Annotated in this window: 15 protein-coding genes; 5 read left to right on the top strand and 10 right to left on the bottom strand. The window is 71.8% G+C overall.

What is annotated here, in order from left to right; all coding sequences use genetic code 11:
* Nucleotides 1-97 precede the first annotated feature (97 nt).
* Together B9S64_RS22080 and B9S64_RS22075 are read left to right on the top strand one after the other, a co-directional pair.
* A complete protein-coding gene (locus tag B9S64_RS22080) occupies nucleotides 98-1,588 on the top strand; it encodes a zinc-dependent metalloprotease (protein WP_103490689.1) in 1,491 nt (496 codons plus the stop codon).
* Nucleotides 1,585-2,130, top strand: a complete 546-nt coding sequence (locus tag B9S64_RS22075; protein WP_103490690.1) for an NUDIX hydrolase — start codon at nucleotides 1,585-1,587, stop codon at nucleotides 2,128-2,130. Before B9S64_RS22080 ends, B9S64_RS22075 begins: the two co-directional genes overlap by 4 nt.
* A 227-nt stretch (nucleotides 2,131-2,357) precedes the next feature.
* On the opposite strand, the gene B9S64_RS22070 is transcribed toward B9S64_RS22075, so the two are convergent.
* The 4 genes from B9S64_RS22070 to B9S64_RS22055 all read right to left on the bottom strand — a co-directional run bounded on the left by B9S64_RS22070 (nucleotide 2,358) and on the right by B9S64_RS22055 (nucleotide 6,186).
* Nucleotides 2,358-3,113 (bottom strand): AIM24 family protein, encoded by a 756-nt coding sequence (locus B9S64_RS22070; RefSeq protein WP_103490691.1) that lies wholly within the window; start codon nucleotides 3,111-3,113, stop codon nucleotides 2,358-2,360.
* Nucleotides 3,114-3,131: 18 nt separating this feature from the next.
* Nucleotides 3,132-3,812, bottom strand: a complete 681-nt coding sequence (locus B9S64_RS22065; protein WP_103490692.1) for an AIM24 family protein — start codon at nucleotides 3,810-3,812, stop codon at nucleotides 3,132-3,134.
* Nucleotides 3,813-3,823: 11 nt separating this feature from the next.
* Complete coding sequence (locus B9S64_RS22060; RefSeq protein ID WP_109492093.1) at nucleotides 3,824-5,455, bottom strand: TerD family protein; 1,632 nt, start codon at nucleotides 5,453-5,455, stop codon at nucleotides 3,824-3,826.
* 107 nt (nucleotides 5,456-5,562) lie between these two features.
* Complete coding sequence (locus B9S64_RS22055; RefSeq protein ID WP_103491531.1) at nucleotides 5,563-6,186, bottom strand: M48 family metallopeptidase; 624 nt, start codon at nucleotides 6,184-6,186, stop codon at nucleotides 5,563-5,565.
* A 295-nt stretch (nucleotides 6,187-6,481) separates the two neighbouring features.
* On the opposite strand from B9S64_RS22055, the gene B9S64_RS22050 reads away from it, so the two are divergent.
* Together B9S64_RS22050 and B9S64_RS22045 are read left to right on the top strand one after the other, a co-directional pair.
* Entirely contained in the window at nucleotides 6,482-7,630 is a 1,149-nt protein-coding gene (locus B9S64_RS22050; RefSeq protein ID WP_103491530.1) for a ThiF family adenylyltransferase, read from the top strand.
* Between the two features lie 66 nt (nucleotides 7,631-7,696).
* Nucleotides 7,697-9,274 (top strand): AarF/ABC1/UbiB kinase family protein, encoded by a 1,578-nt coding sequence (locus tag B9S64_RS22045; protein ID WP_103491529.1) that lies wholly within the window; start codon nucleotides 7,697-7,699, stop codon nucleotides 9,272-9,274.
* 146 nt (nucleotides 9,275-9,420) lie between these two features.
* Here B9S64_RS22045 and B9S64_RS22040 read toward each other — a convergent pair whose 3' ends face one another.
* The 5 genes from B9S64_RS22040 to B9S64_RS22020 form a co-directional block, all read right to left on the bottom strand.
* Nucleotides 9,421-9,624: a hypothetical protein gene (locus tag B9S64_RS22040; RefSeq protein WP_103491532.1), complete on the bottom strand. Its 204-nt coding sequence runs from the start codon at nucleotides 9,622-9,624 to the stop codon at nucleotides 9,421-9,423.
* Nucleotides 9,625-10,205: 581 nt separating this feature from the next.
* A complete protein-coding gene (locus B9S64_RS22035) occupies nucleotides 10,206-10,544 on the bottom strand; it encodes a hypothetical protein (RefSeq protein ID WP_028438880.1) in 339 nt (112 codons plus the stop codon).
* 17 nt (nucleotides 10,545-10,561) lie between these two features.
* Nucleotides 10,562-10,930 carry a WhiB family transcriptional regulator gene (locus tag B9S64_RS22030; RefSeq protein ID WP_028438881.1) on the bottom strand — a complete coding sequence of 123 codons (369 nt, stop codon included), beginning with the start codon at nucleotides 10,928-10,930 and terminating at the stop codon, nucleotides 10,562-10,564.
* A gap of 171 nt (nucleotides 10,931-11,101) precedes the next feature.
* Nucleotides 11,102-11,425, bottom strand: a complete 324-nt coding sequence (locus B9S64_RS22025; protein ID WP_103491528.1) for a hypothetical protein — start codon at nucleotides 11,423-11,425, stop codon at nucleotides 11,102-11,104.
* A 167-nt stretch (nucleotides 11,426-11,592) separates the two neighbouring features.
* The gene (locus B9S64_RS22020; RefSeq protein WP_103491527.1) at nucleotides 11,593-13,821 is read right to left on the bottom strand and encodes an ATP-dependent DNA helicase UvrD2; all 2,229 of its coding nucleotides are present in this window, start codon (nucleotides 13,819-13,821) and stop codon (nucleotides 11,593-11,595) included.
* Between the two features lie 275 nt (nucleotides 13,822-14,096).
* On the opposite strand from B9S64_RS22020, the gene B9S64_RS22015 reads away from it, so the two are divergent.
* Nucleotides 14,097-14,339 carry a mycoredoxin gene (locus B9S64_RS22015; RefSeq protein WP_103491526.1) on the top strand — a complete coding sequence of 81 codons (243 nt, stop codon included), beginning with the start codon at nucleotides 14,097-14,099 and terminating at the stop codon, nucleotides 14,337-14,339.
* Nucleotides 14,340-14,433: 94 nt separating this feature from the next.
* Here the strand turns inward: B9S64_RS22015 and nudC are convergent, their stop codons facing one another.
* Nucleotides 14,434-15,381 carry an NAD(+) diphosphatase gene (gene nudC / locus B9S64_RS22010; RefSeq protein WP_164348565.1) on the bottom strand — a complete coding sequence of 316 codons (948 nt, stop codon included), beginning with the start codon at nucleotides 15,379-15,381 and terminating at the stop codon, nucleotides 14,434-14,436.
* Between the last annotated feature and the right edge of the window lie 10 nt (nucleotides 15,382-15,391).

Raw genomic sequence — 15,391 nt, 5'->3', positions numbered from 1 at the left:
ACTGAGGCCTTGAGCGGTCTCGGGTGTCTACGCTGGATGGTGATGTCGGGCAGCCGCCGTCGGTTCCAGCCGGCGGCCCTACGAGCCGAGGAAACCCGTGAGTGACACCCCATTCGGATTCGGCCTTCCGCCGGAGGAGCCGGACGACGGCGACGAGGGCAAGAAGAAGGACCCCACCGGAGGTGGGCAGGGCTCGGGCGGGCCGGCGAACCCGTTCGGCTTCGGGCCGGGGGCGGGCGGGGACAACCCGTTCGCCGCGATGTTCGGTTCGATGAACCCGAACGACCTGGGAGCGGCCTTCCAGCAGCTCGGCCAGATGCTGAGCTACGAGGGCGGCCCGGTCAACTGGGACATGGCCAAGCAGATCGCCCGCCAGACCGTGTCGCAGGGCACCGCGGACGGCAGCAAGGACGCCAGTGTCGGTCCCACCGAGCGGTCCGCGGTCGACGAGGCGCTGCGTCTGGCGGACCACTGGCTGGACGGGGTGACCTCCCTGCCCTCCGGGTCCGTCTCGTCGGTGGCCTGGAGCCGTGCGGAGTGGGTCGAGGCGTCGCTCCCGGCCTGGCAGCAGCTGGTGGACCCGGTGGCGGAGCGTGTCGGGCTGGCCATGGGCGATGTGCTGCCCGAGGAGATGCAGGCCATGGCGGGCCCGCTGATCGGCATGATGCGGTCGATGGGCGGCGCCATGTTCGGCCAGCAGATCGGGCAGGCCGTGGGCGTGCTCGCCGGTGAGGTCGTGGGCTCGACCGACATCGGCCTTCCGCTGGGTCCGGCCGGCAAGGCCGCGCTGCTTCCGCTGAACGTCGAGCGGTTCGGGAAGGACCTGAGCGTCCCGCAGGACGAGGTGCGGCTGTACCTCGCGCTGCGTGAGGCCGCCCACCAGCGGCTCTTCGCCCATGTGCCGTGGCTGCGGTCGCATCTGTTCGGCGCGGTCGAGGCGTACGCGCGCGGCATCAAGGTCGACACGAGCAAGCTTGAGGACGTCGTCGGTCAGTTCGACCCCTCGCAGCCCGAGCAGCTGCAGGAGGCGCTCCAGCAGGGCATGTTCCAGCCGGAGGACACCCCGGAGCAGAAGGCGTCGCTGGCCCGTCTGGAGACGGCCCTGGCTCTGGTGGAGGGCTGGGTGGACGCGGTGGTGCACGAGGCCGCGAAGCCGCGTCTGACCTCGGCGGACGCGCTGCGCGAGACGATGCGCCGGCGCCGGGCGTCCGGTGGTCCCGCCGAGCAGACCTTCGCCACCCTGATCGGTCTCCAGCTCCGTCCGCGCCGGCTGCGGGACGCCTCGCGGCTGTGGGCCTCGCTCACGGACGCCCGGGGCGTCGACGGCCGGGACGCGCTGTGGGAGCACCCGGACATGCTGCCCACCGCACAGGACCTGGACGATCCGGACGGCTTCGTGCACCACGAGCAGCTGGACTTCTCCGAGCTGGACAAGATGCTCGGCGAGGCGGCGAAGGACCCGCGGAGGCCGGAAGGCGAGAAGCCGTCCGACGGCAAGCCGTCCGACGGGAAGCCGGGCCCCGGGACGGCGGGCGAGGACGGGCCGGACGAGTCCGGGAGCGACGGCAAGGGCGACACCGACCGGTGAGCCTGCACGACGACGCGACGCTCGTACTCAAGGAGTACGACGTGCCCGACCCCGGCCAGACCGAGCTGCGGCAGACGTATCTGGACCATCTGGCCGCCCACCCGGACGGGATGTGGAAGGCCTGCGGGGCCGGGCACCTCACCGCCAGCGCCCTGGTGATCGATCCGGAGGGCGGCAGGGTCCTGCTGACCCTGCACAGAAAGCTGCGGATGTGGCTGCAGATGGGCGGGCACTGCGAGCCGCAGGACGCCACCCTGGCGTCGGCCGCCCTGCGGGAGGCCGGGGAGGAGTCGGGAATCGCCGGGCTGGCCTTGCTGCCCGGCGGGCCGGTGCGGCTGGACCGCCATCCGATCCCCGCGCCGTGCCACTGGCACCTCGACGTGCAGTACGCGGCGACGGTGCCGGCCGGGGCGGTGGAGCGGATCAGTGACGAGTCGCTGGATCTGCGCTGGTTCCGTTACGACGAGGTGGCCGGGGTGGCCGACACCTCGGTCGTACGGCTCGTGGAGCACACCCGCGCCCGGCTGGAGCACGGGCGGTAGCCCGGCGGGGCGGCGCGCGGAGGCGGGGGCGGTCCCGTCCGAGGCCGCCCCCACCTCCGCCGGGACCGCTCACGTGCCCGGCCGGTTCCGGGCGTGACTCCGGCTCGGGCCCGGGTCGGTCTCGGCGTTGCTCCGGTCGCGCCCCAGGCCCGGGTGAGTCCTGGTGTCGGTCCGGTTCCGGCCTCGACCCGGCTCAGTACAGGCGTTGTTCCGGTCACGGCCTCGGTTCAGTCCCAGGCGTTGTTCCGGTTCTGGCCGTGGGCCCCGTGCTGGCCCACGCCGAACTGGGCCGCCATGCCCTGGCCGATCTCGGCGTTCTGCGGGGGCAGGACCTCACTCGGCTGCACGAGGGCGAAGCCCTGACCGAGGAAGCTCAGCTCCCAGCCCTCGCCCGTACCGCCCCGGCGGCGGAAGACGCCCGAGGAGTGGGTCTGCGCCTGCATCTGCACCCGCAGACCACTGGACCAGGCGACGATCGCGTCGGCGTCGGCGCTGACGTACTTGTCCGGTGTCACCTGCATCATCAGCGGCCGGCCCGAGGTCATCAGCGCGACCTTGCCGCTCCCGGAGATGTTGAGCTGGTACTTGCCGGTGCCGGAGATCCCGTACTGGCTGTCCACCGCGATGACCTCGGTGTGCAGCGAGGAGTCCAGGGCGAGCACATACGCGCTGTCGACCGTGATGCCCTCGTGGTCGACGTCGACCACATGGACGTACTGGGCGAGGTTGGCCAGAAAGACCGTGCCCTGGCCCGAACAGCGCATCAGGTCCAGACCCTCGCCGGTGCTCAGCCGGGCGTTGCGCTGCCCGTGCGACTGGTACTCACCGTCGAACTCGATGAGCCCCTGGTAGGCGACCATGGCGCCCTTGCGGGCGAGGACGTCGTCGTGGCCGGTCAGCGACAGCCGCAGGAGTTGCGGGTTCTGGACGGTGTACCGGTCCTGCGACTGCTGTTCCGTGTGGGTGAAAAGCGGACTCTGCATGGTGTGTTCCTCCCCCGCTCAGTTCCGGATCCGCAGGCGGTCGGTGCTGTCCTCGCTCGGCTGGACGACGACGATGCCCTGGCCGGAGAAGGCCATCTGGTATGCCTCGCCGCTCCCCCGACCGATCAGGGAGCCCGCCTTGAAGCTGCGCTTGCCCTTGACCTTGAGGTTCGGGGACCAGGCGACGAGCGCGTCCGGGTCCACGTAGGTCTCGTCCTCGCCCCGGCCGCAGTCGACGACGACCGGTGTGCCGCGCGAGGTGATGGCCGCCCAGCCCGTGCCCCGGACGCAGACGTTCCACAATCCCTGACCGGCGAACTTGGCCAGGCCCTTGACCCGCTCCACGCCCCAGGTGAGATGGGCGTCGAACGCCAGGAGGTTGGTCCCGTTGACCGACAGCGCCTCGTCGTTCAGATGGACGACGACGACGTCCGCGCCGTAGTCGGCGAGGTAGAGGAGCCCGTCGCCGGAGCACTTCATGAGCGGCGTGCCCTCCCCGGTGATCCACTGTGAGGCGATCTGCCGTACGGCGGGCGGGTTGGGCTCGTACTGGATGAAGCCCTCGTAGGCCACCATCGAACCGGTCCGTGCGTAGAGGTCCTGGCCGGTGGCCATGGCGACCTTGAGCATCGTGTGGCCGTGGTTCTCCATCCGGGCCGTGACGGGGGTCGGGGCGTAGCCCGCGAGTTGCTGGTTCATGACGGGCTCCCTCAGACCTCGTAGGGCTGGACGACGATGAAGTTCCCGGGGGCGCCCCGGAACTGGAGGTTCACGGTCTCCCCGCTGTGCCCCGGGTAGGCGTTGCGGCGGAGCCGGACCTGGCTGGAGATGATCACCTGGGACGCGGACGACCAGGCGACCACGGCGTTGCAGTCGGCGAAGGTGGTGGGGGTGACCGGCAGGACCACCGGTGTGCCGTGGGTCTTGACCACGACGGTCCCGGTGCCGTGGAACTGCATGGTGAACAGGGCGCCGCCGGGGATCCCGTGCCCTTCGATCCGGCGTACCTCGTACTGCAGGGACTCGTCGAACGCGAGGACGTTCTCCGCGGAGACGCAGATGCCGTCGCCCTGCAACTCGACGGGGTGCAGATGCGATCCGTCCTCGGCGAAGAACACCTGGCCGCGGCCGGTGCAGCGCATCAGCTGCATCTCCTGGCCCGTCGCGTTGCCGACGACCCGGCCCGCGAAGCCGGCGCCCTTGTAACCGAAGTCGACCTTGCCCTGGTACATGACCATGCTGCCCTGGCGGGCCAGCACGGGCATGTCGCCCATGGTGAGGTCGGCGCGCATGAGCTGACTGCTCTGCGAGGTCCAGCGCTGCCCGGTCGCCGTCTCCTTGTAGGGCTGGAGTGCGGCCAGCAGACCGGCACCGGCCTGCGGTACGCCCTGGGGCACACCGTGCGCACCGGGTGGCTGCTGGCCGAACGGAGCGGGCGGGTGCTGGCCGAACGGCGGCGGGGCGGGCGCCGCGCCCTGGCCGGGGACGTGGCCGAACGGCGGCGGGGGCGGCTGTCCGTACGGGGCCGGGGGCGGCGGCGGCCCCGGTGCGTACGGGGCCTGCGGCGGCATCGGTGCCTGTGGGGCGGGGGGCGCACCCGTGGGGGCCACGAGGGCCATGGGCGCCGCGATGGTCGGCGCCGCGTGGATCGACTGCGGCTGCGGGGCGGGAGCGGGGGGCTCGGGGGTGCCGAACGCCGGGGGCGGCTGGGGAGCCTGCGGTGCGGGCGGGGCGGCGAAGGCCGGCGGCGGGGAGGCCTGGGCAGGCGGGGCGAACGCCGGTGCGGCCCCCTGTGGCGGGTCGGCCGGTTCGTCCTCGGCGACCTCGCCGCCGAAGTTCCTCAGCAACGCGTCGAGCCCGCCGTCGAACCCCTGGCCGACCGCGGCGAAGCGCCAGACGTCCTTGAGGTAGAAGTCGCCGAGCATGACCGCGCGCTCGGTGGTGAACTCCGGGCCGTCGAAGGCGTACCGCACCACCTCCTCGCCCCCCGCCACGACCCGGATGTAACCGGGCCCGATCTGGGACATCTGTCCCGCACCGTCGATCGTGGCGGTGAAGGACAGCTTGTGGATGCTCGCCGGAACACGGTCGAGGGTGACGCGGAAGGACTCCGTGTCCCCCGCCTGGGCACCGAGGAGCTGAATGGACTCCTCGGGCGACTTCGGCTGGTTGAAGAAGACGAAATACCGGTCGTCCGAGAGCTGTTCATGGGCGTCGAGACCGAAGCAGCTGATGTCGAACGTCAGGCCGGGGGCAGCGATCCGTACGCCTACGTACAGATCCCTCCCTGCTGTCAGATCACTGATCTTGGCCTTGTGGCCCCGCTGGAATTCCCTGGCCATGCGTAACGACCGTCCCCCATCCCGAAGGTGCATACGTCGCGTCAGGCTAACCGCTGCCGCCGACATCGAGCCACGTCGGTACAGACCCGGTACACAACCGCGGAACGTCACCGCTCCCGGGCCGCCGGCAGATGCGGCAGCCGTTCCGCGGCGACGACACCTTCGAGATAGCCGCGGGCTCTCTCGGTACGGGGGTACGCCTCCAACAGGCGCCAGAAACGGGGCCCGTGGCCCGGAACGAGGAGATGGGCCAGCTCATGGAGGAGGACGTAGTCGACGACGTACTCCGGCATGCCCTGGAGGCGGTGCGAGAGGCGGATGCTGCCCTCGGCCGGGGTGCAGGAACCCCAGCGGGTGTTCTGGTTGGTGACCCAGCGGACCGAGGCGGGCCGCGCCCGGCCGTCGAGGTACTGGCCGGACAGCCGCTCGGCCCGCTCCGCGAGTTCGCTATCCCCGATCACGCGCTTGCTCTCCTGCGCGGCGAGCTTGTCGAGCATCACCCCGACCCAGCGCCGCTCCTCGGCCTCCGACATCCGGGCGGGAATCAGCACGATGGTGCGGTCACCCTCCCGGTACGCGGAGACCGTCCTGCTGCGCCGGGCGCTCCTGCGGACCTCCACGGCGCTCGTCGACGAGGCGCGGGGCCGGTGGGCCGCGGCGCTGTACTGAGGGCGTCCGGCGCTGCGCGCGGGGGTCTCCCCGGTGCGGCCGAACGAGGGGTCGGCGGACACGCCACGACGTTACCCTCCGCAAGCACGGGAAGTCCCGCCCCGCCTCGTGCCTGTGGATGATCGGCTTCTCGGCGCGCACCATTTGAACGACTAATGCCGCGACCTGTGGATAACTTTCGGCGCGCATCTCCCGCGCATTGCATTCTGGCAACGGCTCCACACACCGAAGGTCCGCGCACCGGAAGTCGCGGAACGAGGGCTCGGAACAACCGCCTGTCGAACGCGGGCTCGCTGAGCGACGGCCCGTCAACGCGACACCGAACACCGAACACCCAACACCGACCGGGGAGAAGTCATGCATCCGATGTTGAAGCCCGCGCTGCGCCGCGCCTGGCGCGGACGGAACACCGTGCAATTCGGTGTGACCCCCGCGCACGCGGTGACGCTGGGACCCATGGATATCGCCACCGGGAGTTTCCTCGAACTGCTCGACGGAACACGCGGGCTGTCCATGCTGCGGGAGGAGGCCAGGGCACTGGACCTCTCCGACCGGCACGTGGACGTCCTGATGGCGCGGCTGACCGCGGCCGGGCTGCTCGACGACCCCAAGGCGGGCGGCCCGGAGGCCGAGGCCTTACGACGGCGGGCCCAGGCCATGGACCGGCAGCGCCCCGACGCGGCGTCTCTCTCCGTCGTCCACCCCACGCCCGGGAGCGGTCTGCGCAGACTGGCGGCGCGGCGGGCGACGCGGGTCCAGGTCAGAGGCGCCGGGCGGGTGGGGGCGTCGATCGCGGCGGTGCTCTCCGCCTCCGGGGTGGGCCTGGTCGACGTGCTCGACGGCGGCCGCACGGAGCCGTGGGACATCGCGCCCGGCGGGCTTCCGGCGGCGGCGGTCGGGGAGCGGAGGGACACGGCTGCCCGGCAGTTGGTCCGCAGGTCCGCGACGGACGGTGCGCCTCGCGCGACCGAGACCGCTGCCGGAGGCCCGGTGGGAGGCGAGCCGCCGCTGTCCCTCGTCGTGGTGGCGCCGAGGGACGGTCTCTCGGTCTACGCCCCGGACCCCGGCACGGCGGCGCCCTGGATCGCCTCGGGGACCCCCCATCTCTACGCGGGGGTGATCGAGGCCACCGGGGTGGTGGGCCCGCTCGTCCTCCCCGGCGGGACCGGATGCGCGGGTTGTCTGGCGCTGCACCGGGCTGAGCGGGACCCACAGTGGCCGCGCATGCTGACGCAGTGGCGTTCGGGCCGCCGTACCACCGTGCCGGCCTGCGACTTGGGTCTGGCGACCGCGGTGGCCGGGCTGGCGGCGGCGCACGCGCTGTCCTTCCTCGACGGTGAGCTGCCTGCCAGCACCGGCGCGCGGTGGGAGGCGGCCCTGCCGATGCTGGACTGGCGCGCGGACCGGCTCGGGCCGCACACCGACTGCTCCTGTGGCGCGGCCGGGCAGACTGAGGGGGAGCTCACCCCCGCCACGGGGGCGACTCAGGACACAATGGCGGGGTGACCGCTGCCGGTGGGGCAGGGCCGGCATGCTCCACGCGGCACGGCAGTCTGTGAACTGGAGGGGCACATGTCTGATCTTCCCCGCAAGGCGGTCACCCGCACCGCGAAGCTGGCCGCGCTGCCGCTCGGCTTCGCCGGCCGTGCCACCTGGGGTCTGGGCAAGCGGATCGGCGGGCGCTCCGCCGAGATCGTGGCCCGTGAGGTCCAGCAACGCACCGCCGATCAGCTCTTCAAGGTGCTCGGGGAGTTGAAGGGGGGCGCGATGAAGCTCGGGCAGGCACTGTCCGTCTTCGAGTCCGCCCTGCCGGAGGATGTCGCCGGCCCCTACCGGGCGGCGCTGACCAAACTCCAGGAGGCCGCACCGCCCATGCCCACCCGCACCGTGCACGGGGTGCTGGCGGAGCGGCTCGGAGAGGACTGGCAGGATCTCTTCGTCGAGTTCGAGGACCGGCCGGCCGCCGCCGCGTCGATCGGTCAGGTGCACCGGGCGGTGTGGCACGACGGACGCGACGTCGCCGTGAAGGTGCAGTATCCGGGCGCGGGTGACGCGCTGCTCTCGGATCTGACCCAACTCGGCCGCTTCGCACGGCTGCTCGGTCCGCTCGTCCCCGGGATGGACATCAAGCCGCTCATCACCGAGCTGCGCGACCGGGTCTCGGAGGAGCTGGACTACGCGCTGGAGGCGCGGGCACAGAGCGAGCACGCGGCAGAGTTCGCGGACGATCCCGACGTGGTGATCCCCGGGGTGGTGCACCAGTGCGAACAGGTACTGGTGACGGAGTGGATGGAGGGAACGCCTCTGTCGGAGGTGATCGCCGACGGTACGCCCGAACAGCGGAACCGGGCGGGTCAACTGCTTGCACGCTTCCTGTTCTCGGGTCCGGCCCGTACGGGTCTGCTGCACGCCGACCCCCACCCGGGCAACTTCCGGCTGCTGCCGCCTCCCGACCGGATCGCGGATTCCGTGGAGGCCGCGGAGTCCGCCGACGACGGTGCGGCCGACGAGTCCTTCACCGCGTCCGGAAACTTCGGTGACTGGCGTCTGGGCGTCCTCGACTTCGGCACCGTGGACCGGCTGCCCGACGGACTGCCCCGCCCCATCGGCGACGCACTGCGCATGACGCTGAGCGGCCAGGCCGAGGAGGTGTACGAGATGCTGCGAGAGGAGGGCTTCGTCAAGGACTCGATCGAGCTGGACCCGGACGCGGTGCTGGACTACCTGCTGCCGATCATCGAGCCCGCGCAGGCGGAGGAGTTCACGTTCTCCCGCTCCTGGCTGCGCACGCAGGCCGCCAGGATCGCCGATCCCCGCTCGCCCGCCCACCAGTTGGGCAAGCAGCTGAACCTCCCTCCCTCCTATCTGCTGATACACCGCGTCACGCTGAGCACGATCGGTGTGTTGTGCCAGCTGAACGCGACGGTGCGGCTGCGGGACGAACTGGAGAACTGGCTACCGGGCTTCGCCTCCGCCCTTGAGCCGGAGTTGGAACCGGAGCCGAAGCCGGAGTCGGAGTCGGAGCGGGTGACCGAGTCCGAGCCTGCGCCCGAGCCGGTGCCCGAGCAGAAGTCCGGATCTGGATCCGAGTCCGGGGCCAAGTCCGAGTCGGAACCGGAGTCTGGGGAGGGCGCGGTGGTGGGGGCCTGACCCGACCGGGCGTCACCACGGGCCGCGCCACGGAGGTCACCGGTCAGGCACCGGACGCGGCGCCTCCCGGCACAGGCATCCGGCACCCGCGCCCCAACCCCCGCATCCGGACCCGGCACGCGTCTCGCGGGCCCGGGTGGGGCGCTTCACCACCAGTCGGAGTCGAGCCGGCCCTCGATCGCCCTGAGGTGGGTGCGGGCGCAGACATCGCAGAGGTAGTGGTGTCTGCCGCTCTCGACGGAGCAGACCCAGGTCGCGGGGGCGGTGGCGTCGTGGGCCGGCTCGCCGCAGCGGGCGCACTCCAGGCGTTCGTCGGCCGGGCCAGGCGGGTGCCGTGTCTCCTCGTCCACCCTGGTGACGATAGCCGCGTCCACCCGGCGGGGCGCGGCGGCCGGCATCACCTGCCCACGCACTGCGGGGCCGGCCCGAAGGACCGGCCCCATGGAAGGGGAGGGTGCACGCGAGGCAGAGCGGTTGCCCCGCGTGCGGGTCGTACGTATGCCGGCGCCGAATCACGGCCGCCCGGACCGAGAGGGCCCAGCGAACCGAGCCGGTCCGGCGAGACCGAGCCGGCCCGGCGGAACCGACGCGGCCCGGCAGGACCAAGCCGACCCGGCGACCCGGCGGCCAAGGGGGCCCGGCGGGACCAAGGAGGCCCGGCGGGGCCAAGGAGGTTCAACGGGGCCAAACCGGTCCGGCGGGACCGACCGACTCGGCGGGACCAAGCCGGATCCGGCAGACCGAGGGCCCGGCGACTGACTGCCCGGCAGACCAAGGCCCCGGCGACTGACGGCCCGGCAGGCCGACGGGCCGGCAGACCGGCGGATCGGCGGCCCTGCGGATCGGGACCGGACCCGAGGGCGACCGAATTCGCGGGCCCCGGACCCGAGAGCGCCCCGGTCCGACGGATCGGGATCCGCCGGTCACCGCCTCAGTGCATGACCGCCATGGCGAGCGCGCGGCGGGCGCGCATCGAGGCGCGCTCCGCTCGGCGCTGCATCCGCCGGGCGGCCACCAGGCGTACGGCCTGACGGTCCGCCTCGGCTTCCCGCAGGCGGTCGTGCATATGCGCACGCGCCAGGGCTTCTGGGATGAGTTGCATTTCACGGGTCCTGTTCTGACGCGAGTCGTTCGCGCCGCTGATGGTGACGTCCGGTGTCGCGGAGCCGACGGGCTCGCTCGTGGGCGTGGTCATGGGTGCTCGATTTCGGGGGTCATGAGTCTGGGGACGATCGATGGTTCCGATGCGCTTCGTACGCGAGGGGGACATGACCCCCAGCCCGGTGGTCACGCCGCGACCGGGTTCTTGCGCGGGCGGCCACGCGGCCGCTTGCGGGCGACGACAACGCCCTGGACGAAGAGCTCGCCGCCCCAGACGCCCCACGGCTCGCGCCGCTCCTTGGCCCCGGCGAGGCAGGCCTCGACCAGCGGGCAGGTCCGGCAGAGGGACTTGGCGTACTCGACATCGGCCGGCGACTCGGCGAAGAAGACCTCCGGGTCGTAGGCACGGCAGGGAACGGGTACGCCGAGGTTCTCGATGGCGTCGTCGAGCGCGGTGAGCGCGGTGAGGGGGAGCAAGGTGGAGTCCTCCGTGAGGCCGGGCGGGGAGATCGTGTCGGAAGGCGGTACGGACGGGGCGTGCGTCTCGATGTGCACGGTGCTGTTGTCCTCGTCTGGTCGTGCCGGCCTGTTGGCCGGTTGGCGGCTGGTACCAGGTCCTGCTGTCCCGAGGCTCCTTCGTCTCGTCTCATCCGTTCGGACAAAACAAAAGGGCCGCGGATCCCGAGTGGGGTTCCGCGGCCCTGAAGGCGCCGGCCTGATTCCGGATCAGGCTGGATCACTCCAGGGTTCAGGCCCACGGAAGGCCCACATCGTGTGGTGCTGCGTCTGCTTCTTGGCTCCTGCACCGGCTGCCGCAAAGGCATAGGCCTGGGCCTGTGCGTTCGCTACTGCTGCCACCGGTGCCTCGGACGGTCGCTCATTGCGCTCCCGCACGGGGAGGGTCGCCAGGGACAGCGGGCTGACGGCAGGGACGCTGCCGGACAGACCGGTCCCACGGAGCGAGAGTTCCGAAGAGGCGATGACGCCGAGCGGGCAGGCGGAGACGACCGAGAGATCGGTCATTTTGATGGTCTTGATGATGCTGATCACTTCAATCGCCTCCTCTCGGCGTCTCGGGGGACCGGCCGGGGCCGGTCCTGCGGTATTCGGATAAGTACAGCACGGAGTCAGGGCTTCAGAGAAGTCGCTGTTCCCGTGGTTAAGAACCTATGGTGACGACTGCTGCGGGCGCAAACTATTTTTTCGACGAGTTTCCGTCACACATCCCAGCCATCCTCCCCGGAACCCACACGTACCGTCTGACCTGCGCAGATCGCCAGGACATCGGCACCGAACCTGGTCAGCTTCCGGTTGCCGACGCCGGCGATGACGACCAGCTCCGACTCGCTGCCCGGCACCGCCTCCGCGATCGCCATGAGGGTCTTGTCCGTGAACACGCAATAGGTGGGCTGGCTGATCTCCTTCGCCCGGACCGCCCGCCACGCCCGCAGCCGCTCGTACAGCGCCTCGTCCATCTCCGACGGACAGTCCTCGCAGCGCATCAGCTTCATCTCTCCGGCGTCCGTGAGCGTCCTGCCGCAGACCCGGCACCGCACGGGTCCGCGCCGCCGGGTCCGGGTCTGCGGCTGGATGCCGGGACGGGCCGCGCCGGTCCCCGGGGCGGAGCCGCGGTCGATACCGGCGCCTCCCCCGGTGCCGCCCCGGGTGCCGAGCGCGGTGGAGCCGGGACGCAGCCCGTTGAGGAAACGCGTCGGCCGGCGGCTCGCGCGCCCTCCGGGGGAACGGGCCAGCGCCCAGGACAGCGAGAGGTGGAATCGGGCCCGGGTGATGCCCACGTACAGCAGGCGGCGTTCCTCCTCGACCTGCTCGTCGGTCTTGGCGTACGCAATCGGCATCATGCCTTCGGTCATCCCGACCAGGAACGCCGCGTCCCACTCCAGGCCCTTCGCGGAGTGCAGGGAGGCCAGCGTGACGCCCTGGACCGTGGGGGCGTGCTGCGCGGCCGCCCGCTCGTCCAGCTCCGCGACCAGATCGGAGAGCGTGGCCCCCGGCTTGGCCTGCTCGAAGTCCTCGGCGAGCCGCACCAGCGCGGCCAGCGACTCCCAGCGGTCCCGCACCGCCCCGGATCCGGCGGGCGGTGTGGTCGACCACCCCTTCGTGGACAGCACCGCCCGCACCTCGGCGGGCAGGTCGTCCGCCCCGTCGAGCAGCGGGTCGTTGCCCCCGGCGCGGGCCGCGCCGCGCAGGACCACGCCCGCCTCCCGCACCTCCGCCCGGTCGAAGAAGCGCTCCGCGCCCCGCAGCTGGTAGGGCACACCGGCGTCCGCGAGCGCCTGCTCGTAGACCTCGGACTGGGAGTTCACCCGGTACAGCACGGCGATCTCTCCGGCCGGGACCCCGGCGGCGATCAGGTCGCGGACCCTGCGCGCGGTGCCCTCGGCCTCGGCCGGCTCGTCCGCGTACTCCGTGAAGACGGGCTCGGGGCCCTTGCCGCGCTGGGACACCAGCTCCAGCCGGTGTGCGGCGGCCCTGCCACGGGCCTGGCTCAGCAGGCCGTTCGCCAGGTGGACCACCTGGGACGTGGAGCGGTAGTCCCGCACCAGCTTGACGACCGTCGCCCGCGGATGGCGGGTGCGGAAGTCCAGCAGGTGTTCGGGGGTGGCCCCGGTGAAGGAGTAGATCGTCTGACTCGCGTCACCGACCACGCACAGGTCGTCCCGGTCACCGAGCCAGAGATCGAGCAGGCGCTGCTGGAGGGGGCTGACGTCCTGGTACTCGTCCACGACGAAGTGCTGGTACTGGCGGCGCACATGGTCGGCGATGTCGTGCCGGTCCTGGAGTATGCCGACGGTCAGCAGCAGGACGTCCTCGAAGTCGATCACCGACCGCTCGCGCTTGATCTGTTCGTACGTCGAGTAGATCTGGGAGAGCTCCGCGGGGTCGCGCGGGGCGTCCCGCCGGCTCCTGGCGACCGCCGCCGGATAGTCGGCGGGCACCGTCTGGGTGACCTTGGCCCACTCGATCTCGCTCGTGGTGTCCCGCAGCTCGTTGCGGTCGAGCCGGATGCCGCAGCGGGCCGCGGCCTCCGCGACCAACTGGACCTTGCGCTCCACCAGGCGGGGCAGCTCGCCACCAACGGCTTTCGGCCAGAAGTACTGGAGCTGGCGGAGCGCGGCGGAATGGAACGTCCGTGCCTGCACGCCGGTCGCGCCGAGCTGGCGGAGACGGCCGCGCAGCTCGCCCGCCGCGCGGTTGGTGAAGGTGACGGCGAGCACGGTCGACGGCTGGAGGATCCCGGAGCGCACTCCGTACGCGATGCGGTGTGTGATCGCCCGCGTCTTGCCCGTCCCCGCTCCGGCCAGCACGCACACGGGTCCGCCGAGGGCCAGCGCGACCTCGCGCTGCTCGGGGTCCAGCCCGTCGAGCACGGCGTCCGCGGTCTCCGGGACCTGAGGGAAGAGAGTGGAATGCGTTGCTGCTGTCACCCCGCCATGCTGCCAGGTCGCCGGGGGCGGACGCGGAGGTTGTCCACAGGGGGTGGCGTTCGTCGTACCTTCCCACTGCCCTTCCCGCCGCCGGTCCCCCGGGATCCCACCGCCGTACCCATGGGGCGGGGTGCGGCGGTGGGAATGGCGGTCGGGTCCCGTACGTTTCCCAAGGCGAGAAGTGTCTCCCGCTCCGCGGGCCGGCTCTTCTCCGCGCGCGACGCGAAGAGGTTCCGCTTCCAGGCGGGACGGACGAGACAAGGAGCACCGACGACATGCCGGGCACTGTGACGATGTACAGCACCACGTGGTGCGGCTACTGCCGCCGGCTCAAGGGCCAGATGGACCGCGAAGGCATCGCGTACACCGAGGTCAACATCGAGCACGACCCCGAGTCGGCGGCTTTCGTGGAGAAGGCCAATGGCGGAAACCAGACGGTTCCCACCCTGCTCTTCCCGGATGGTTCGACCCTGACGAACCCGTCGCTGGCCCAGGTGAAGCAGAAGGTCGGCGCCTGATCCCCGAGTCCGGGGCCGGTGCCTGACTCCCGGATCCGGTGACAACGGTGAGGCCCCCGCCGAGCGCGGGGGCCTCACCGTCGTCACCGGGGTCTCAGGCCATGCCGCCGGGCTTGGGGAGGGGCTTGCCGTACCAGATCTCGATCAGGCGGGCGGCGATCGACAGACCGAACGGCGGCAGGATCTCGCCCGACGCGAAGGCGGCCGTCAGCTCCTCGCGGGAGAACCAGCGCGCCTCCTCGATCTCCTCGCCGTCCACGTTGATCTCCGAGGCACCGGCGCGCGCCATGAAGCCCAGCATCAGGCTGGAGGGGAACGGCCAGGGCTGGCTGGCCACGTACTCGACCTCGGCGACGGTGACCCCCGCCTCCTCGAACACCTCGCGGGCCACGGCCTGCTCGATCGACTCCCCCGGCTCGACGAAGCCGGCGAGGGTCGAGAAGCGGCCCTCGGGCCAGTGCACCTGGCGTCCCAGCAGCGCGCGGTCCTGGTCGTCCGTGACGAGCATGATCACCGCGGGATCGGTCCGCGGGTAGTGCTCCGCCCCGCAGGCCTGGCAGCGGCGGATGTGTCCGGCCGCGGCGATGACGGTGCGCTCACCGCAGCGCGAGCAGAAGCGGTGCAGGCGCTGCCAGTTCTCCAGGGCCACCGCGTGCGCCATCAGCGCGCCGTCCCGGGGCCCGAGGAGCATTCCGGCCTCGCGCAGCCCGGCGGGGCGGGCGGACTGGTCCATGCGGCCGGGCAACGAGTCCTTCTGGAGCGCGAAGTAGCGCACCCCTTTCTCGTCGGTGCCCAGGAAGTAGCGGTGCGTCTCGGTGAGCGGCGCCTCGAAGGACGGGGTCATGAGCAGCTCGGTGCCGCCCTCGGGGGTGTCGTCGATGAGCGCCTGGCCCCCGGAGACGACGAAGACTCTGGTCGTCGGGTGGCTCCAGGCCGCGGCGAGCCAGGCCTCGTCGAGCCGGTGGTGCGCCGCGCGGTCGATGCCGCTGGGCGCGGTGAGACCGATGGGCCGGTCCGCGGTGGCGTTGTCGAAGGTGCTCACAGGTGCTTCC

Origin of the sequence: Streptomyces sp. SM18 (genome assembly GCF_002910775.2) — a bacterium.
GTDB lineage: Bacteria > Actinomycetota > Actinomycetes > Streptomycetales > Streptomycetaceae > Streptomyces > Streptomyces halstedii.
This window is presented reverse-complemented; position numbering and strand designations above follow the sequence as displayed.

Excerpts from the sequence above, each read along its gene's own strand:
- B9S64_RS22015 (WP_103491526.1), top strand. The coding sequence starts at position 14,097 with ATGCCGGGCACTGTGACGATGTACAGCACCACGTGGTGCGGCTACTGC.
- B9S64_RS22050 (WP_103491530.1), top strand. The coding sequence starts at position 6,482 with ATGCATCCGATGTTGAAGCCCGCGCTGCGCCGCGCCTGGCGCGGACGG.
- B9S64_RS22065 (WP_103490692.1), bottom strand. The coding sequence starts at position 3,812 with ATGAACCAGCAACTCGCGGGCTACGCCCCGACCCCCGTCACGGCCCGG.
- B9S64_RS22045 (WP_103491529.1), top strand. The coding sequence starts at position 7,697 with ATGTCTGATCTTCCCCGCAAGGCGGTCACCCGCACCGCGAAGCTGGCC.
- B9S64_RS22060 (WP_109492093.1), bottom strand. The coding sequence starts at position 5,455 with ATGGCCAGGGAATTCCAGCGGGGCCACAAGGCCAAGATCAGTGATCTG.
- B9S64_RS22035 (WP_028438880.1), bottom strand. The coding sequence starts at position 10,544 with ATGTCCCCCTCGCGTACGAAGCGCATCGGAACCATCGATCGTCCCCAG.
- B9S64_RS22070 (WP_103490691.1), bottom strand. The coding sequence starts at position 3,113 with ATGCAGAGTCCGCTTTTCACCCACACGGAACAGCAGTCGCAGGACCGG.